Annotated in this window: 19 protein-coding genes; 10 read left to right on the forward strand and 9 right to left on the reverse strand. The window is 63.9% G+C overall.

The genetic code is table 11. The annotated features are described in order from the left end of the window. Positions 1-12: 12 nt before the first annotated feature. The 3 genes from moaA to mobB are packed head-to-tail and all read left to right on the forward strand — an operon-like array spanning position 13 to position 2,160. Positions 13-1,002, forward strand: coding sequence for a GTP 3',8-cyclase MoaA (moaA, locus tag C8J33_RS05080; protein ID WP_245506862.1), 990 nt, complete (start codon positions 13-15; stop codon positions 1,000-1,002). A 1-nt stretch (position 1,003) separates the two neighbouring features. Continuing rightward, positions 1,004-1,648: a molybdenum cofactor guanylyltransferase MobA gene (gene mobA / locus C8J33_RS05085; RefSeq protein ID WP_132663352.1), complete on the forward strand. Its 645-nt coding sequence runs from the start codon at positions 1,004-1,006 to the stop codon at positions 1,646-1,648. Further along, on the forward strand, positions 1,645-2,160 hold the full coding sequence (mobB, locus tag C8J33_RS05090) for a molybdopterin-guanine dinucleotide biosynthesis protein B (protein WP_132663353.1): 516 nt from the start codon (positions 1,645-1,647) through the stop codon (positions 2,158-2,160). The genes mobA and mobB overlap by 4 nt, the downstream gene beginning before the upstream one ends. Before the next feature lie 9 nt (positions 2,161-2,169). Here the strand turns inward: mobB and C8J33_RS05095 are convergent, their stop codons facing one another. Both C8J33_RS05095 and C8J33_RS05100 read right to left on the reverse strand, forming a co-directional pair. Then, complete coding sequence (locus C8J33_RS05095) at positions 2,170-2,904, reverse strand: polysaccharide deacetylase family protein (RefSeq protein ID WP_132663354.1); 735 nt, start codon at positions 2,902-2,904, stop codon at positions 2,170-2,172. 122 nt (positions 2,905-3,026) lie between these two features. Beyond that, positions 3,027-5,315 carry an OmpA family protein gene (locus C8J33_RS05100; protein WP_132663355.1) on the reverse strand — a complete coding sequence of 763 codons (2,289 nt, stop codon included), beginning with the start codon at positions 5,313-5,315 and terminating at the stop codon, positions 3,027-3,029. A gap of 357 nt (positions 5,316-5,672) precedes the next feature. Here C8J33_RS05100 and C8J33_RS05105 point away from each other — a divergent pair, with 357 nt between their 5' ends. The 6 genes from C8J33_RS05105 (at position 5,673) to C8J33_RS05130 (ending at position 10,531) form a co-directional block, all read left to right on the forward strand. Next, positions 5,673-6,455: an ABC transporter substrate-binding protein gene (locus tag C8J33_RS05105; protein ID WP_110729688.1), complete on the forward strand. Its 783-nt coding sequence runs from the start codon at positions 5,673-5,675 to the stop codon at positions 6,453-6,455. Between the two features lie 120 nt (positions 6,456-6,575). Further along, on the forward strand, positions 6,576-7,379 hold the full coding sequence (locus tag C8J33_RS05110) for an ABC transporter permease (RefSeq protein WP_132663356.1): 804 nt from the start codon (positions 6,576-6,578) through the stop codon (positions 7,377-7,379). 53 nt (positions 7,380-7,432) lie between these two features. Then, a complete protein-coding gene (locus C8J33_RS05115) occupies positions 7,433-8,293 on the forward strand; it encodes an ABC transporter permease (protein ID WP_132664461.1) in 861 nt (286 codons plus the stop codon). Positions 8,294-8,443: 150 nt separating this feature from the next. Beyond that, on the forward strand, positions 8,444-8,710 hold the full coding sequence (locus C8J33_RS05120; protein ID WP_092933569.1) for an usg protein: 267 nt from the start codon (positions 8,444-8,446) through the stop codon (positions 8,708-8,710). Between the two features lie 83 nt (positions 8,711-8,793). After that, positions 8,794-9,618 (forward strand): methyltransferase domain-containing protein, encoded by an 825-nt coding sequence (locus C8J33_RS05125; RefSeq protein ID WP_132663357.1) that lies wholly within the window; start codon positions 8,794-8,796, stop codon positions 9,616-9,618. Between the two features lie 40 nt (positions 9,619-9,658). After that, complete coding sequence (locus C8J33_RS05130; protein ID WP_132663358.1) at positions 9,659-10,531, forward strand: NAD(P)-dependent oxidoreductase; 873 nt, start codon at positions 9,659-9,661, stop codon at positions 10,529-10,531. 43 nt (positions 10,532-10,574) lie between these two features. On the opposite strand, the gene C8J33_RS05135 is transcribed toward C8J33_RS05130, so the two are convergent. The 3 genes from C8J33_RS05135 to C8J33_RS05145 all read right to left on the reverse strand — a co-directional run bounded on the left by C8J33_RS05135 (position 10,575) and on the right by C8J33_RS05145 (position 12,296). Then, positions 10,575-11,063: an Lrp/AsnC family transcriptional regulator gene (locus tag C8J33_RS05135; RefSeq protein WP_062596499.1), complete on the reverse strand. Its 489-nt coding sequence runs from the start codon at positions 11,061-11,063 to the stop codon at positions 10,575-10,577. A 67-nt stretch (positions 11,064-11,130) separates the two neighbouring features. Next, positions 11,131-11,772: a uracil-DNA glycosylase family protein gene (locus C8J33_RS05140; RefSeq protein WP_132663359.1), complete on the reverse strand. Its 642-nt coding sequence runs from the start codon at positions 11,770-11,772 to the stop codon at positions 11,131-11,133. Next, a complete protein-coding gene (locus C8J33_RS05145; RefSeq protein ID WP_245507065.1) occupies positions 11,757-12,296 on the reverse strand; it encodes a thermonuclease family protein in 540 nt (179 codons plus the stop codon). Before C8J33_RS05145 ends, C8J33_RS05140 begins: the two co-directional genes overlap by 16 nt. 153 nt (positions 12,297-12,449) lie before the next feature. Here C8J33_RS05145 and C8J33_RS05150 point away from each other — a divergent pair, with 153 nt between their 5' ends. Then, on the forward strand, positions 12,450-13,985 hold the full coding sequence (locus C8J33_RS05150) for a sensor histidine kinase (RefSeq protein WP_132449255.1): 1,536 nt from the start codon (positions 12,450-12,452) through the stop codon (positions 13,983-13,985). Positions 13,986-14,004: 19 nt separating this feature from the next. On the opposite strand, the gene C8J33_RS05155 is transcribed toward C8J33_RS05150, so the two are convergent. From C8J33_RS05155 to C8J33_RS05170, 4 genes are all read right to left on the reverse strand, one after another. Continuing rightward, positions 14,005-15,081 (reverse strand): ABC transporter ATP-binding protein, encoded by a 1,077-nt coding sequence (locus tag C8J33_RS05155; protein WP_132663361.1) that lies wholly within the window; start codon positions 15,079-15,081, stop codon positions 14,005-14,007. Beyond that, complete coding sequence (locus C8J33_RS05160; RefSeq protein ID WP_245507135.1) at positions 15,078-16,628, reverse strand: ABC transporter permease; 1,551 nt, start codon at positions 16,626-16,628, stop codon at positions 15,078-15,080. Before C8J33_RS05160 ends, C8J33_RS05155 begins: the two co-directional genes overlap by 4 nt. 209 nt (positions 16,629-16,837) lie before the next feature. Continuing rightward, positions 16,838-17,794 carry an iron ABC transporter substrate-binding protein gene (locus tag C8J33_RS05165; RefSeq protein WP_422038056.1) on the reverse strand — a complete coding sequence of 319 codons (957 nt, stop codon included), beginning with the start codon at positions 17,792-17,794 and terminating at the stop codon, positions 16,838-16,840. A gap of 194 nt (positions 17,795-17,988) precedes the next feature. Continuing rightward, positions 17,989-18,429, reverse strand: coding sequence for a diacylglycerol kinase (locus C8J33_RS05170; RefSeq protein ID WP_422037524.1), 441 nt, complete (start codon positions 18,427-18,429; stop codon positions 17,989-17,991). Position 18,430 lies beyond the last annotated feature (1 nt).

The following is an 18,430-nucleotide window of genomic DNA, read 5'->3' on the forward strand; positions in this document are numbered from 1 at the left end:
TCCACCGCGCCGATGATCGATCCGTTCGGCCGGGCGGTGACTTACTTGCGCGTCTCCGTCACCGACCGCTGCGATTTCCGCTGCACCTATTGCATGGCGGAGAACATGAATTTCCTGCCGAAGAAGGATCTCCTGACGCTGGAAGAGCTGGAGCGCATCTGTTCCGCCTTCATCGAAAAGGGCGTGCGCAAGCTACGGCTGACCGGTGGTGAACCGCTGGTGCGCAAGAACATCATGCATCTCGTGCGGGCGCTGGGCAAAAAGATCGAAGAGGGAACGCTGGACGAGCTGACGCTGACCACCAACGGCTCGCAGCTGGCGCGCTACGCGCAGGAACTGGCAGACGCCGGCGTGAAGCGCATCAACGTGTCGATGGATACGCTCGACCCGGTGAAGTTCCGGGAGATCACCCGCTGGGGAGACCTGTCGAAAGTGCTGGAGGGCATCGATGCCGCGCAGGCGGCGGGCATCCACGTGAAGATCAACGCCGTCGCCCTCAAGGGCTTCAACGATCTCGAAATTCCCGACATGATTCGCTGGGCGCACGGTCGCGGCATGGATCTGACGCTGATCGAGACCATGCCGATGGGAGAGATCGAGGAGGACCGGACGGATCGCTACATGCCGCTGTCCGAGATGCGCGACCGGCTGGCGAAGATTTTCACTCTGACCGACAACGCCTATGCCACCGGTGGCCCGGCGCGTTACATGACGGTCGCGGAAACCGGCGGACGGCTAGGCCTCATCACGCCGATGACGCATAATTTCTGTGAAAGCTGCAATCGGGTGCGGCTGACCTGCACGGGCACGCTGTATATGTGCCTCGGGCAGAACGATGCCGCGGATCTGCGTGCCGCCGTTCGCGCATCCCCAGAAGACGCTCTTTTGTCGCAGGTGATCGACGAGGCCATCGGCCGTAAACCGAAGGGCCACGATTTCATCATCGACCGCACGCAGAACCGCCCGGCCGTTGCGCGGCATATGAGCGTAACAGGCGGCTGACGTGACTGCAGATGTACCGCGGGCCATCCTCGGCGTCGTGCTCGCCAGCGGTCTGTCGCGCCGCATGGGGCGTGACAAGGCTGCCCTGCCCCTTGGTGGAACACCGCTCGCCATACGCGCCCTCGAGCGGCTGCGGCCGCAAGTAACAACCCTCGCCTTCAACGGCGCTCACGCCTTCCCCGGACTGGCCCCGGATATCGAAGCCATCCCCGACGCGGTGCCGGGGGCGTTTGGTCCGCTTGCGGGCGTTCTCGCCGGGCTGCGCTTGGCGCAATCCCGCGATATCCCGCTTGTCGCCAGCGTTCCCGTGGATGCTCCATTTTTCCCGCATGCATTCGTACGCCGGCTTCTCGAAGCCCTCGACGAGACGAACAGCGTGATCGCCGTGGCGGCATCCAAGGACACCCTGCATCCCGTCTTCGCACTTTGGTCCTCTTGGCTTGCCGACGATCTGGAGCGCTTCATCGCAACCGATGCCAAGCGACGGGTCCGCGGCTTCATCGAGCAGCATGCGCATGTCGTCGTCGATTTCACGGCGACGGGAGATGTCTACGGGGATATCGATCCCTTCACGAACATGAACAGGCCGGGAGATGTCGAGATGATCGAGCGGATGCTTTCCCGCGCGGGGACCGCAGAGCAATGACCACACCGAAGATCTTTGGCATTGCCGGCTGGAAGAATTCCGGAAAGACCGGGCTTGCCGTCAGGCTGGTGACGGAACTTACGGCGCGGGGTTACACGGTTTCCACTGTGAAGCATGCCCATCACGATTTCGACATCGACAAGATCGGCGCCGACAGCTGGCGGCATCGCGAGGCCGGTGCACACGAGGTGACGATCGTCTCGGGCACCCGCTTTGCGATCATGCATGAGCTTCGTGGCGAACCGGAGCCGTCTTTCGAGGCCATTCTCGCGCGTCTCGCGCCGTGCGATCTCGTTCTCATCGAAGGCTACAAGCGCGAACCGATCCCGAAAATCGAGGCGCGACGGCTGGAGGCGAAGAACCGCGAGCCTTTGGCGCCCGGCGACCCGCACATTCTCGCCATCGCGGCCGATCACGCCGTTCCCGACGCAGGCCTTCCGGTGTTCGATCTTGATGATACCGGCGTCATCGCAGATTTCGTGGAGGCGACCTGCGGGCTCAAGCGTCGGTGAGACGACGCGTCAGTTGACGGTCGCGTTGCTGCCTTCCTCATGGACGGCGTCGAGCCGCACGAACTCGTATCCTTTTGCCTTCAAGGCGAGGATACCCGCCGCAACGCCTTCGCCGGCTGCATGTGTCGGCTGGTTGATATGCGAGATGATGACGTCGCCATCATGGGCGTTGGCGATCCGCCGCGTGGCCATCTTGGCGCCCAAAAGCGATCCGTCGTCGCCATTCAGCGAGTAGCCCGCAACATCGAAGCCGAGGGCCCGGATCTGCGCGATCGAGGATGCCGTGTACTTCGCCGTAGCGCCGCGAAACCAGTGGGGCTGTGGTGCGCCGCTGGCGACCAGCGCATTCGCTCCACCCATGACTTCGGCCTCGACAGCCTGCGCAGAGCCGGCCGAGGCAATCCCGTAGACCGGGACCGGACGATCGATGGCCGGCACGTGCATCGCGCCGTGGTTTTCCAGCTCGAACAGATCGGCATGAGCCCGGAAGACCGCGAACGTCTCCGCGTTCCGCTTCAGCCAGCGCTCCGTGATGAAAATCGTCGCCGAGATGCGGTTTTCGATGAGGACGGAGATGATACGCTGGTCGGCCAGCCCCATGCAGGCGTCGAATGTCAGCGCCACGCGTGGTGCCTTGCTGCCTGCCGCGATATGCAGCTTCGGTTCCAGCAGACCGTCGCGGGCCAAGGCCGGGGCAGCCAAGCCGAGGGCGGCGAGGAGCGGCAGGAGGAGAATCGTTTTCATAAGACGTCCAGACGAAAAGAACCCGGCGCGACGAGCACCGGGTTCTTCATCTTCAGGGCCTTGAAGATGGCAAATTCTGGGCAGGCGGCCATGTCTGGCCACCTGCCCCTCACCTCAAAACCTTACTTCTGGGCGACAGGGCGGACGAGCGGGGTGACGCGGCGAATGGTGACGCGGCGGTTTTCCTGCTCGGCTTCCGACGTGCGGACCTTGAGGAATCGCTCTCCGTAGCCCTGTGTGACCAGGTTTTCCGGCGGGATCTCGTAGATGTCGGTCAGAAGTGCGGCGACGGATTCGGCCCGTTCGTCGGAGAGAACGAGGTTCGACTGGTCGGAGCCAACCGCATCTGTATGACCTTCGATCAGGAAGGTCTCGCCGGGATCCTTGTCGATCACCTCGATCATCGCGTCCGCGACCTTGCGCAGGGTCTTTGCCTGCGACGTCGGGACCTCGGCGCTACCCGTAGCGAAGGTGATCGTATCGAGATCGATACGGCGCACCTTGTCGCGGATGCGGGCGGAGTTCCGGACTTCATCCAGCGAATAGGTCCGCTCGACCCGTTCGACCGGCGGCTCGGCCAGGAAGTCGTAGTAGTCGCGATCCGGATCCGTCGAGGTATCGATGATGTAGTCGCGCACCGGCACCGTCAGGCGCATGGGCGGAAGATCCTCACCGACGTCGTAACGCGGCGGGCGCTTTTCTTCGTCGACTTCCGGCGCATAGACCATCAGGTACTCTTCGCCATCGCTATTGATGCGCGTGCGCTGGATGACATCGCCGTAGCGATTGTAGATCGTCACGACACGCATGCCGTTCGGACGCTCGATGACCTCGCGGGTTCTGCCACGCGGCAGTTCCTCGTAATAGGTCTCGCGGGCATCGCGGCGCAGGCGCGGACGATCATCGCTCCTCACAACGATCTCGTCACCGAAATCGAGCACGGTGCGGTTGTTGCGCTGCTCCTCGATCCGCGGACGTTGACCCGTCAGCGCATCGATCAGATCGCCGGCATCGAATTCCGGCGCCCGGTCGATGCGGCGGCCGCGTTCGTTGTTGGCAGCGTTCAGCTCTTCGCGATCCGGCCGGCGTTCGCGGTGCTCCGACTGGGCGTCGGCATCGGTGCGCGGCGGCGGCTGGTTGTCGCGTTCCTGGCGAACCTGTTCACGCTCGCGACGGCGGCGGTCCCGGGTGTCGTCGTTGCCGCGATTGTCGGCATCCTTGTCGCTGTCGAGCACGGCGGCACCGTTCTCGACCGGCAGGACGACCGTTTCATCGCTCTTCGACGGGTCGCGCGCCAGCTTCTCGCGTTCTTCACGCGAACGCTTGTCCACGACGTCCCGCGCGGGACGATCCCGATTGGCGCCGTTATCGCCCGCCTGCGCGGGATCCGTGGCGTTCGGCTCGCTGCCCGGACGTGCCGGATCCTCTGCCTGCTGGCCTTCGGCCTCGCGCTGCTTGCGGCGCTCGGCGCGGATACGAGCCCGCTCTTCGTCGGTCATGTCACCGGCAGCTGGCTGCCGGTTGCTGGCAGCAGGTTGCTCGGCAGTGTCGCCGGGCTGGGCACCATCCTGTTGCCCGTTGAGGCGTTCCGCCTCACGCTTGCGAATGCGCTCTTCGCGCTGGCGCTTGCGTTCGGCGGCATCCGGTGCGTCGGCGTCCTGCCCCGTCTGGCGCGGCCGGGTCGCATCGAGATCGGACGGCTTGATCTGCTCTTGCGTGTCGGCGCCGTCTTGCTTCTTTTGCTGTTCGGCCTCGCGCTGCTTGCGACGCTCTTCGCGGCTCTGGCGCGGTGCCTGACCATCGAGATCCGGCATCGGCTGGCCCTCGGGCTGTGCCTGCTCGCCGTTCTGCTTCTGCTGCTCGGCCTCACGCTGCTTGCGGCGTTCCTCGCGGCTCGGTCGCGGCGTTTCCTCGCCCGAAGGCTGGGCCTGCGGCTGTTCGCCGTTTTGCTGCTGCTCGGCTTCACGCTGCTTGCGGCGCTCTTCACGGCTCGGTCGCGGCGCGTCCTCGCCGGCAGGTTGGGCCTCGGGTGCCGCCTGCTCGTTGTTCTGCTGCTGTTCGGCCTCGCGCTGTTTGCGACGCTCCTCGCGGCTCGGGCGGGGCGTGTCGTCACCCGAAGGCTGGGCCTGCGGCGGCTCTTCCCCCGATTGCTGCTCGGCATCGCGCTGCTTGCGGCGCTCTTCGCGGCTCGGGCGGCCTTCTCCGCTTTCGGAAGGCTCCGACTGCTGTTGCGGCGCTGCATCCTGCTGCCCTTCGACAGGCCTGCGCTTCCGGGGCAACTCTTCTTCCGGATCGGCCTGCGCCACCTGGAACGGCTTCATCTGCGCGTCGGCCAAGGCCGGCTGCAAGCCTATCGTCATTGTGAGCAACGGCATCGCTACCGTTGCGAAAAGCTTGGATCGAATGGTCATGGTGTCTCCTCCTGAGAGAGATCCCGTTCTTGTTCTTGTCAACCGGCACCGATGATCCGGGCCGGTATACGTTTGAACGCCGCGTAACGGACGGTCGCAACTGTGGCTGCGATCCATGGCCAGAGCGGTAGCAACAGGCGCATGAATTGGCGATGAATGCCGCGTTCACCCGGCGGACATAGGCTTTCCTCCTCTTCCCGCCAGAGCCTGTTCACGCTTTTCTCCCCGCGCGCTTTTCCTGTTGCATTTGCGAACGGGTGACGGAATATCGCAACCGAAGCGACCGTTCACCGTCGCTTGCGAATGGCCCCGGGACACAAAGAACAAGCCGGGCCTGCGCCAACAGAGAGGATCGACATGCCTATCGCCAAACGTTTCACCATGGCTGCCGCTGCGGCCGTTTTCGCCCTGACCGCGAGCACGGCACTCGCCGCCGGCGAAAAGATCACCATCGGCACCGAAGGCGCCTACCCGCCCTTCAACGTTCTTGAAGCCGACGGCTCGCTGACCGGCTTCGACATCGACATCGCCAAGGCGCTCTGCGTCGAGATGAAGGCCGAATGCACCTTCGTCACCCAGGATTGGGATGGTGCCATCCCCGCCCTGATCGCCAAGAAGTACGATGCCTTCATCGCCTCCATGTCGATCACGGCCGAGCGCAAGCAGCAGGTGGACTTCTCGGAAAAGTACTACAACACCCCGCCGGCGATCGCCGTGCCCAAGGATAGCCCGATCACCGAGGCGACCGAAGCCGGTCTCGACGGCAAGACGCTCGGCGCCCAGTCCTCCACGACGCATTCCAACTATGCAGAAGCGCATATGAAGAAGGCCGAGCTGAAACTCTACCCGACCTCCGACGAGTACAAGCTCGACATCGCCAACGGCCGTATCGACGCCGTCATCGACGACGTCGTCGTTCTCTCGGAATGGCTGAAGACCACCGATGGCGACTGCTGCAAGCTGCTCGGCACGCTGCCGATCGACCCCGTCATCAATGGCGAAGGCGCCGGCATCGCACTGCGCAAGGGCGACAACGATCTGCGCGAAAAGTTCAACACGGCGATCAAGGCCATCCGCGCCAACGGCAAGTACAAGGAAATCAACGACAAGTACTTCTCCTTCGACGTCTACGGCGGCTAATTCCCCGGCTTGTCCGAAATCCTGCGGCGGGAGCTTGCCCTCCCGCCGTTTTTGTTTGACAAACGATGCCGTAAGCAAGAGGCGCCCAACAAGAAGCGCCTCAAGGGGACAGACCAGACGATGAGCGGAATCATGGCCGCGCTTTCTTCCGCCGTGTCGTGGCTCGGCGCCACGCTCGATCCGTGGTGCGGACCGATCGGCATTTTCCGCCTTCTCGCCGGCAACACGCTGCTCGCCTGCGGCGATGCCGGCTGGGGCGACGAGATCGGCTACGGCTTTCTCATCACCGCATCGCTGGCGATCGCCACGCTGCCGGTCGGCCTTGCGCTCGGCTTCTGTGTCGCACTGGGCAAGCAGTCGAGCGAGAAGTCGCTCCGCCTGTCCTCCGATATCTACACCACCATCTTCCGCGGCCTGCCGGAACTGCTGACGCTGTTCATCGTCTATTACGGCCTGCAGATCGTTGTGCAGCAGGTGCTCGCAGGCGTCGGCTATTCCGGCCCTGTGGAGATCAACGCGTTCTTCGCCGGCATCGTCGCGCTCGGCGTCGTCTTCTCGGCCTATTGCTCCGAGGTCCTGCAATCCGCTTTCAAGGCCATTCCCAGAGGACAATACGAGGCGGGCGACGCGCTCGGCTTCAGCCGGGGAAAGACCATGCGGCTGATCGTGCTGCCACAGCTTTTCCGCATCGCTCTGCCGGGCCTCGGCAATCTCTGGATGGCACTTTTGAAAGATACCGCCCTCGTCTCCGTTATCGGCCTGCCGGATATCCTGCGCCAGACCGGCGTTGCCGCGCGCGTGACCAAGCAGGCGTTCGAATTCTTCGGGCTCGCCTGCATTCTGTTCCTGCTGCTCGCCGCAGCATCCTCCGTCGTCTTCTCCGCGCTGGAGCGCTGGGCGCGCCGTTCGGAGGTGGCCCGATGAGCGCGACACCGCCTCTTCCGCCCGCCGGCGCGCCGCCAGCGCTCGATACGGATATGCCGGGTCCAGGCGTCCGCTCGGTGCAGGCCTTTGTCTCGACGGACCTGCTTCCGCCGCAGCCTGCGCCCCGCGAAGAAGCGCGTCCCTACACCTTGTCTCGCCTGTTCGGCCGCGTCCTTCTCGGCGTTTGGCTGGCGGTCTTCGTCGGCCTCGGCATGCTCATCGTCGGCGGGTTCGATCCGGAAAAGTTCCAGCGCTACGGGCCCGGCTACATCTCCGGCCTCGGCGTCACGCTCGGTCTCGTCTCGACCTCCATCGTGCTCGGCGCACTTCTCTCGCTGCCGGTCGCGCTCGGGCGCATGTCGAAGAACAAGGTCGCGAACTGGATCGCCTACGTCTACGTCTATTTCTTCCGCGGCACGCCGGTCATCATGCAGCTCTTCCTGATCTATTACGGCCTCGGGAGCTTCCGGCCGCAATTGACGGAGATCGGGCTCTGGTGGTTCTTCCGCGAGGCTTGGTACTGCGCGCTGCTGACCTTCGTGCTCAACACGGCGGCCTATCAGGCGGAAATCCTGCGCGGCGCGATCGAAAGCGTGCCGCGTGGCCAGCGCGAAGGTGCGGCCTCGCTCGGCCTGTCTGAGCGCATCGCCTTCTTCAAGATCATCCTGCCGCAGGCGATGATCGTGGCGCTTCGACCCTACGGCAACGAGATCATTCTCATGATCAAGGCGTCGGCCATCGTCGCCATCGTCACCGTCTTCGACCTCATGGGCGAAACCCGCCGCGCCTTCTCCCGCACCTTCGACTACCAGACCTATCTCTGGGCCGCGATCTTCTATCTCATCATGGTGGAAGCGCTGCGCAATCTGTGGGTCTGGCTGGAGAACCGGCTGACCCGGCACCTGAAGCGCTAGCGGCCGAGGCGTTGGCAGCACTCTCCACCTCTCGCTGCCAAGCCATTGGTTAGACACGATTTTTTTCGTCACATGACCGTCATTAAGACTTGCTTAACCATTCCGGCGCTTCATTCTAGAGACCGTCATTCAGCAAAGATGAGGTTTCGCATGGCATCTGACATGGAACTGCAGCTGAAAGGATACGGCCTCACCACGGCCGAGATCCTCTACCGAATGCCGGATCGCCAAGCGATCCTGCAGAGCTACCTCTGGCAGCATTACGACCTGGCGCCGCATTTCCCCGAAATGAAACGCTTCCTGAAATTCTGGCAGGAAACGCTCGATGGGCCGCTCCACTCGGTACGCTACGTCCATCGCAAGCTGATATCGGCGGGCGACTGGCGTGCGTTGCGGGGGGAATTCATCATCAACTGATGTCTCCTTGACGATCCTTTACATTGGTTTCCGGTCGGCGGATCGGGATTGCCATTCGGCGACACCCATCCTACAAAGCCGCCATGCAAAAGAAGATCGACGAAGAAGCTTTGGCCGAGGCCTATAACCGCGCTCTCGCGCTTGAAAAATCCGGCGATGTGGAGGCGGCGGTTGCCGCTTACAGGCAAGTCCTGGTGCTTGATCCGGAAGATCATGGCGGCGCTGCCGTGCGCATCGCCTCCATGGGCCGCGGCGAGACGCCCGACAAGGCGTCGGACGCCTATGTCACGACCCTGTTCGACCAGCATGCCGACGTGTTCGAAGACGTGCTCGTCGAACAGCTCGGCTATTCCGTGCCAATGATGGTGCGCCAGCGGCTGCAGGCGCTTGGGCTCGGTCCCTTCAAGAGCCTGCTCGACCTCGGCTGCGGCACGGGCCTCACCGGCGGCGCGCTGCGCGACATGGCCGAAAATCTGACCGGCGTCGATCTCTCGGAAAACATGGTCGAGATTGCCCATGAGAAGGATCTCTACGACGCGCTCTATGTCGGCGAAGCGGTGGATTTTCTCGAGGATAACGAAGACGGACCGTTCGATCTCGTAACCGCGACGGATGTCCTGCCCTATCTCGGCGGTCTCGAAGCGCTGTTCTTCGCAGCAGCCGAGACCATGGAGCCGGGCGGGCTGTTCATCTTCTCCAGCGAAACACTCCCGGACGATGTCTTTGCCGGTCGCCGCTTCATGGTCGGTCCGCATCAGCGTTTCGCCCATGCGCGCGACTACGTGCTTGAGCGGCTGGAGGCCACCGGATTCGAGCTGGTCGATCTCACGGATATCACCGTGCGCATGGAAGATGGCGCGCCGATTGCCGGTCATCTGGTCGTGGCGCGACTGCGCAATCCGTCCTGAGCCGACGTCTGATTCCATCGATAGCCTTAAGGAGCATCCCGTGGCCAAAGTCGCCTTCATCGGTCTCGGTGTCATGGGGTATCCCATGGCCCGCCATCTCGCCGTCAAGGGCGGCCATGACCTGACCGTCTACAACCGCACATCGGCGAAGGCCGAGACATGGGTGTCGGAAAACGGCGGCACGTCGGCGGCGACCCCGGCCGAAGCTGCGCGCGATGCGGATTTCGTGTTCTGCTGCGTCGGCAACGATGATGACCTGCGGTCGGTCACCACGGGCAAGGACGGCACCTTCGAGACGCTTCGCACGGGCGCGATCTTCATCGACAACACCACCGCCTCCGCCGAAGTCGCCCGCGAACTGGATGCGGCCGCCCGGGCGCGTGGCGCGCATTTCATCGATGCCCCGGTCTCAGGCGGCCAGGCGGGTGCGGAGAACGGCGTTCTCACCGTCATGTGCGGTGGCGATCCCGACGTCTTCGAACAAGCACGACCTGTCATCGACGCCTATGCACGCATGGTCGGACTGATGGGGCCGGCCGGCAGCGGTCAGCTCACCAAGATGGTCAACCAGATCTGCATTGCGGGCCTCGTTCAGGGACTGGCGGAAGCGATGCATTTCGGCAAGAGCGCCGGTCTCGATATGGAGGCCGTCGTGGACGTGATCTCCAAGGGTGCGGCCGGTTCCTGGCAGATGGAAAACCGCCACAAGACGATGATCGCCGACACGTACGACTTCGGCTTTGCCGTCGACTGGATGCGCAAGGATCTCGACATCGTGCTGACCGAAGCCCGCCGCAACGGCGCGAAGCTTCCGGTCACCGCGCTGGTCGATCAGTTCTACGGCGACGTACAGGCGATGGGCGGCAAGCGCTGGGATACCTCGTCGCTGCTGGCGCGGCTGGAAAAGAAGTAGGCGCGCCCCCGCGCCTGCTTCCCGTTCCATTTTCCAGAGGACCTCAGTCCTCCTGGGACTTTGCCTGCTCCAGGATCATGTAGTCGAGCGGCATCTGCGTCGTGTACTTGATCTGCTCCATGGCGAAAGCCGAAGACACGTCGCGGATCTCGATCTTGGCGATCAGGCGCTTGTAGAAGGCGTCATAGGCCGCGATATCCGGCACGACGACGCGCAGCAGGTAATCGACATCGCCGCTCATGCGGTAGAGCTCGACCACTTCGGGAAATTCTCCGACGACCTCCGAGAACCGCCGCAGCCACTCGATCGAGTGGGCATTGGTGCGGATCGACACGAAGACCGTGACCTTGGTGTTGATCTTCGCGGGATCGAGCAGGGCGACGCGGCCACGGATGACGCCCTCTTCTTCCATCTTCTGGATACGGCGCCAGCACGGCGTGGTCGACAGCCCAACCTTCTTGGCCAGGTCGGCAACGGCGAGTGTCGAATCTTCCTGCAGAAGTCGCAGGATCTTGCGATCGAGACGATCCATTTCAATAGCCCCCTTCGAATATTATTTCTTCTATAGCGTCAAAAGGGGCCAATGCCAGAGTGAATTCTCACGATATCCGCAATGCAATTTCAGCGCGGAGCACTGGCAGCAGTTCGGCTTCGAACCAGGGGTTCCGTTTCAGCCATGGCGTGTTGCGCCAGCTGGGGTGCGGCAGAGGCAGCAGTTTCGGTCCTTCCGCCCGCTCGAACGTCCGCCGCCAGTCCGCCACCGTCGCCGTCATCGAGGCCTGCCGCTTCGTGCCGAGATGATAGGCCTGCGCATAGGCGCCGATGACGAGGATGAGTGAGGCGTTCGGCACGGCGGCGAGCGCCGTCTCCCGCCAGACCGGCGCGCATTCGCGCCGTGGCGGGATGTCGCCGCCATGTTTGTCGTAGCCGGGGAAGCAGAACCCCATGGGAACGATGGCGAAATTGTCGGGATCGTAGAAGGTCGGCCGGTCCACACCGAGCCAGTCGCGCAGCCGGTTGCCGGAGGGATCGTCGAAGGGGACGCCGCTGACATGCGCGCGCATGCCGGGGGCCTGGCTCGCGATAAGGATGCGCGCCTTCGCCGAGAGCACGAAGATGGGCCGGGGCTCATGCGGCAAGGGCGCGCCGAAAACCGGCGCATCGCGACAGATGCGGCAGGTAGAGATCGTTGCGGAGAGTTGATCGATGTCGTCTCTGGTCGGTGTCAGCGGAGTGTCCATGCGGTCTCGATACGGCGTAGCAGCGCCTTGATCCAATCCATATCGATATGGGGCGCCTCAGCCATTCCGCCATGGCGGGCGCGCCAGTCTCGCGGTTGATCGAACGTGCCCGCCCAGAGCCCTGCCCGGCGTGCACGCGCATCGGCTTCCTCCGCCTCATAGTCGCCGAAGGCGACGGCAAAGCCGTCCTCGACCATGCGGGCGTTGAGGTCCTCTCCTCCAGCCGCACAGATCGCAAGCCGCCGGCCGTAGCGGTCGTCTGCGTGGCCCTCGCACGCGACGGCGGCCTTGCCGATCAGCCGCGTCAGATGCCGTCGGGCCTCCTGCCCGCAATCCCAGTCCCTGCCGTCGCGCTCGCAGGTCTGTGCGCTCTCGGGCGCATCGATGCCGATAAGGCGGATACGATCTTGCCCGATGGCGAGCGTGTCGCCATCCACCACGCGCGGGTGGCCGGTCATCGTCTCGCCACCACCGGCAAGGCGATTGGCGGCAAGCCAGACGAGCCCGAGGAAGAGGATCGTCAACAGACCGTCCCGGACAAGCGACCGTCGCCGGCCTACCATGGAAAACACCGTAGAATTCGGCTGTCGGAGGGCAGGCTGAGCAGGTGCAGGAAGCAAGTTCTTAACAATTCATACCTAGAATCTGTTGGGTATCCGTCAGACTTTCCGGACAAGATGAATCAGGGCGTCAGCACATCGACCGACAAGATCATTGTCGACAAATCGCGCAGCCATCGCAACAAGGCTGTGTCGAAAACCGTGCGTGCGAATCGCGAACGCCTGCAATCCGGCCCGTCGAACGGTGCCGGCTTCGACAAGGAAATGCTGGCTCTCTACGTCGCTTCCGTCCTGCAGGGCGCAGCAGCGATGCCGATTCTCCTAATGATGATCGCTGCCGGCGGGCTCTATCTGACGGAAAACGTGCAGATCGTCGGTTGGCTGATCGTGGCCCTCGTCATCCACGCCCTCGGCCTCCTTGCAGCACAGCGGGCCCGACGAAAGGATCTGACGCCGGAGGCCGTCGTCTACTGGCGTCGACGGTTCCTCGCCGTGCAGGGTTTGATGGGCGTCGTGTGGGCGCTGTTCCTGCTGCAGGATTGCCAGTCCTGCGTGCCGCGCGATTTCGGGCTGTACAAGGGCGTCGCCCTTCTCGTGGCTCTTGCCGCCACGGCCATCGCCACCATTCTGCTCCGCTATGCGCTGATCGTCACGTTCGCCCCCTGCGTCGCCCTTCTCACCGGCACCGCCATCATGGCCGGGCGTGGGGATCTCGTCGCGCTCGCCATCGTGCTTTCGACGTCGCTTGCCTTTCTCGTCTACATGACGACGCGGATGCGACGCGCCAATATCCAGATCCTCTCCGTTCAAGCCGAGAAGGACGATCTGATCGCGGAACTGGAAGTCGCGAAATCCATGTCGGACGAGGCACGCCGGCGGGCGGAAGAGGCGAACCTTGCCAAATCCCGCTTTCTCGCCTCCATGTCGCATGAGTTGCGCACGCCGCTGAACGCCATTCTCGGCTTCTCCGAGGTCATGTTTACCGAGGTCATGGGCCCGCTGAACAACCCGACCTACAAGGAGTATACCGGCGATATCCACCGCTCCGGCAAGCACCTGCTCGACCTGATCAACGAAATTCTCGACCTCTCCCGCATCGAGGCGGGCCGCTACGACCTCAACGAGGAAGCGATCCTGCTGGCGGAGATTACCGAGGACTGCATAGGCATGGTGCAACTGCGCGCCCGTACGAAGAGCATCACGATCACCGAACAGTTCGAGCAGGGCATGCCGGCCGTCTGGGTGGACGAGAAGGCCATGCGGCAGGTAACGCTGAACCTGTTGTCGAACGCCGTGAAGTTCACCCCGCAAGGCGGACAGATCTCGGTCAAGGTCGGGTGGACGGCGGGCGGCGGACAGTATCTGTCCATCAAGGATGACGGTCCGGGCATCCCGGAAGAGGAAATCCCCGTCGTGCTCTCGGCCTTCGGCCAAGGGTCGATCGCCATCAAGAGCGCGGAACAGGGAACCGGCCTCGGCTTGCCGATCGTTCAGGCGATCCTTGCAAAACACGATGGCGAGTTCATTCTGCGCTCGAAGCTGCGCGAAGGGACGGAGGTCATCGCCATCCTGCCGGCGCGCCGCGTGCTGCAGACGGTCCCCGCCGTGCAGGAAACCGCCGCCGTGGCACGTCGTCGCAAGAGCTTCGCCTGATCAAGACTTTTTGATAGCGTCAGGCGGGCAGGACGTGTGCCTGCCCCACCACCTCGATGGCCACCGTCTCACCCGGTGCGGCGACATCGAAGCCCGAGACGCGCAGATCGAGAACGGTGCGGGCCGGGCCCTCGCCCACCTCCACCGTCAACCGGCAAAGGCCGCCGCCGAACTCGCTGTCGAGCACGCGTGCCTGCACACCCTTCATCAGATCAGCCTCGCCAAGACCGAGCCAGCGAATGCGCAACTGCTCCGGCCGGAGCATCACGAGCGACCGCGATGCTGTGTCGGAAGAGGCTTTGTCGGTCGGTCCGACAGGAATAGGACCGAGAACGGTTTCCGCCTGTCCTGCGATCACCGTCGCGTCCAGCAGCACCGCATCACCAAGAAAGAGCGCCGTCTGCCGATCGGCGGGGCAGCGGTAGAGCGATTGCGGGCTACCGGCTTGAACCAGTCGTCCCTCCCGGAACACTGCGACATGATCGGCGAAGGACAATGCCTCGCCCTGATCATGCGTCACGAGAATGGACGTCGTTCCTGAAGCCGCGAGGATGCGCGAGACGGTGCGGCGCATGGTGTCGCGCAGGCCGGTATCGAGGGCGGAGAACGGCTCGTCGAGCAGCATCAGCCGGGGTTCGAGCGCCAGGGCGCGGGCGAGCGCCACGCGTTGCTGCTGGCCGCCGGAGAGCTGGTGCGGACGCCGCGAGAGCATGTCCGCGTCGAGTTCCGCCGTCGCCATCAGCGCAGCAATACGCTTGTCGCGGCCTTCCTGCCGTTTCGGCAGGCCGAAACCGATGTTCTCCCCGACAGTCAGATGCGGAAACAGTGCGCCGTCCTGCGAGACGATGCCGATGCCACGCTTATGGGCGGGCACATGAACGCCCTCGCCGGCCAACAAAGCGCCTTCCAGCGTGATGCGGCCGGCATCGGGTCGCTCGAAGCCGGCGATCAACTTCAGGAGCGTGGTCTTGCCGGAGCCGGAGGGACCGACGATCGCGGTTCGCGCGCCGGCGGGAACGATAAGGGAGACGTCGATCAGGGCGCGGGCATCGCGGCCGTAGGTCTTGCTGACGGATTGGATGGACAGAAGGCTCATGCGGCGCTCCCGCTTACGCGACTGGATTGACGGTGGAGAACCAGCGTCAGTGGCAGGGACAGAAGAACCATCATCAGCGCATAAGGCGCGGCAGCGACATAATCGATCTCGCTCGTCAGCGACCAGAACTTGGTGGCAAGCGTCTCCACGCCGGTCGGCGAGAGCATGAGGGTGGCGGTGAGTTCGTTGGTGATGCCGAGTGCAACGAGGGCGGTGCTGGCAGCGGCACCGGGCGCGGCAAGGCGCATCGTCGTGACGCGGACGGCCTGCAAGGGTGCCCGCCCAAGCGCCATCGCGGCACGCTCGAGCTCGACCGGCGCCTGCGCGATGCTGGCCCGTAGCGCCACCAGCGCGCGTGGCAGGAACAGAAGGCTGTAGGCCAAGAGAAGCGTTGCGAATGTCTGGTAGAGCGGGAGAACCAGCCGAACGGTGATGGTGACCAGCGCCAGCGCCACGACGACGCCCGGCAGGGAGCCGACATAATAGTGGCAGGCTTCCAGCACCCGTTGCAGGCGGCCGGGTGCGCGCACCGAAAGCCAGGCCATGGGCGCGGCGGCAACCGTGGTCAGCATGCCGCCCATGACGGCGAGGAGAACGGTCTGCAACACGGCATTGCCCACCGTCTGCAACGGCCAGATCTCCAGCCCGCCGATGGCCAGCCACCGCGTCAGCGTCGTGAACGGCACGCCGATGGCGAGCGCGGCCGTGACGAGATTCAGACCCAGCGCCGGCCACAGCCATACACCGAGCGCGTGGCGCGTCACCATGCGCGGCGCGCCCGAACCGACGCGGGCGTAGCGCTCGCCGCCCCGCGCCAGCGATTCCGTACCCAGAAGCGCCAGGCAGCAGAGGACGAGGACGCCGGAGAGCATGTTGGCGGCGGGGCCGTTGAAGGCCGACTGGAACTGATCGACGATCGCCGTCGAAAACGTGTCGAACCGGATCATGACGAAAAGGCCGTATTCGGCCAGGAGATGCAGGCCGACGAGCAGGCTGCCGCCGCAGATCGCGACCCGCAATTGCGGCAGGACGGCCCGGAAGAAGACCCGCCACGGGCTGAGACCGAGCGACGCCGCGGCATCCTCGATGGCCGGATCCAGCCTCCGTAGTTGTGCAGCCACCGGCAGATAGAGGAATGGAAAGTAGGCGAGCACCGAGACGAGGACGCCGCCGCTGAGGCCTTTCAGGCCGGGAACGAGGCTGATCCAGGCGTAGGAATGCACGAAGGCGGGAACCGCGAGCGGCACGACGGCGAACCAGGCCCAGAGCCTTGCGAACGGCAGGTCCGTGCGCTCCGTCAGCCAGGCCAGCGCGACGGCCAGCACGATGGTCAGCGGCACCGTCGCCGCTTCGAGAAGCGCGGTGTTGATGAGGAGATCGCCGACACGGCCGCGAAAGACGAGCGCGACCACCTGATCCCACCCCGTCTGCACCGTCACGATCGCGACGAAGCCGAGCGGAATGAGACTGACCAGAGCCACGAGCAGGGCCGGCAGCGTGACCAGGGGATAGGCAAGCCGCGCGCGCCGTCGCTGCCCGAGCGTCAGACGGCCCGGTGTCGCGCCGGGGGAGACAGCGAAGGACTTGGCATCGGCATGCGGCACGGGTGGCGCCTCTAGACGGAACGGAAAGATGCGCGCCTCCTAAAAGGAAGCGCGCACGGGTCGCGATGACCTATTGCGGCGATTGTGGATGAAATCAATCCAGAATCGTCACGCAGACGTGATGTTGCGTCGGGATGACGCCAAGCTAGCGATTAGAGAATGCCGGCTGCCGTCATCAGATCGGTGACCGACTTGCTGTTCAGCGACTGCGGATCGACCTTTGGATAGTCTAGCGTGGAGAGTGCGGGAAGCGCCGCGTTGGATTCCGCATCCTTGGAAACGGCATATTCGAACGAGGTGCCGTCACGCAGGACAGCCTGTCCGCCCTTGCCCGTCAACCACTTCAGGAACGCCTGTGCTTCGGTCTTGTGCTGGCTGGAGGCGAGAATGCCGCCGCCGGAGATGCTAACGAAGGCGCCCGGATCCTGATTCTTGAAGAAGTGCAGCGCGACGTTCTTGCTGTTCTCACCGGTCTTCGCCTGATCGCCGAAGTAGTAGTAGTGGTAGATCACCGCGCCTTCGACTTCACCGGCATTCACGGCCTTCATCGCCGTCGAATTGCCCTTGTAGGCGGTGAAGTTCGTCTTCATCGCGGCGAGCCATTCCTTGGTGGCAGCTTCGCCCTTCAGCGCCAGAAGCGCGCTGACGATCGCCTGGAAGTCGGCGCCGGCCGGCGATGCGGCCCAACGGCCCTTCCATGCGGGATCGGCGAGGTCGAGCAGCGACTTCGGCAGCTTGTCCTCGGTCAGCTTGGTCTTGTCATAGGCAAAGACGGTGGAACGGGCGGCAACGCCGACCCAATGGCCGTTCGACGGCTGGAAGGTCTCGGGAACCTGCGCAAGCGTGTCTTTTGCGACCGGTTCGAACAGGCCGGCCTGATCGACCAGCGACATGGCAGGCGAATTCTCGGTGAGGAAAACGTCGGCGGGGGATGCGGCACCCTCCTGAACGATCTGATTGGCGAACTCCATGTCGCTGCCCTTGCGCAGCGTCACCTTGATGCCGGTTTCCTTGGTGAAGGCTTCGGCCCAGGCAACGCCGAGGCTCTCGTGCTGGGCATTGTAGACGACGATGCCGGCGGATTCGGACTGGGCGAGCGCGGGGTTCATCCCAGCCAGAAGAGCAGCCGCGGCAACGAAGCCTGCGGCGCGAACGGAAATTTTCATAACGACCTCCTGAGAGTGCCCGGGCGACGCGCCCGGCAGAGGCGGTATAAATAAGCTGAACCTGAAGGTCAACTTTTAGAAGCGCTTGCTTTCATGCACAGTTTCGCAGGAAGCGCGCGGTGGTCACCTTTGCGGCATTACAGCCCGGTCAACGGCATGTCGGTCACGACATGCGAGAGGAAGACGACATAGAACGCATAGCCGGCATTGGCAAGGATCAGGCAGAGGCACGCGAGCGAGCCCAGATCCTTGGCATTGCGGCCCATTTCCGAAATTTCGGGCGATACCCGATCGACGATTTCCTCGATCGCCGTGTTCAACGCCTCGAACGCGATCATCAGCAGGAAGAGCAACATCATCGCGACGTACTGGAACAGCGTTGCGCCGCTGATGGCGAAGGCCAGCATCGCCAGGGCAAAGCCGATGAGCTCCTGCCGGAAGGCGGCTTCGCCGAGAAGACGCCGGGCGCCCCCCAGAGAGTAGGTCGCGGCAGCGAAAAAGTGCTGGAAGCCTGTAAGCTTTCGCGGCAGCTTCTGGGTCGGCTCTCGCTCCTGCATGCGCAGCGTATTCCTGTTCATC

Source organism: Rhizobium sp. PP-CC-3G-465 (genome assembly GCF_004343445.1).
Lineage (GTDB): Bacteria > Pseudomonadota > Alphaproteobacteria > Rhizobiales > Rhizobiaceae > Ferranicluibacter > Ferranicluibacter rubi.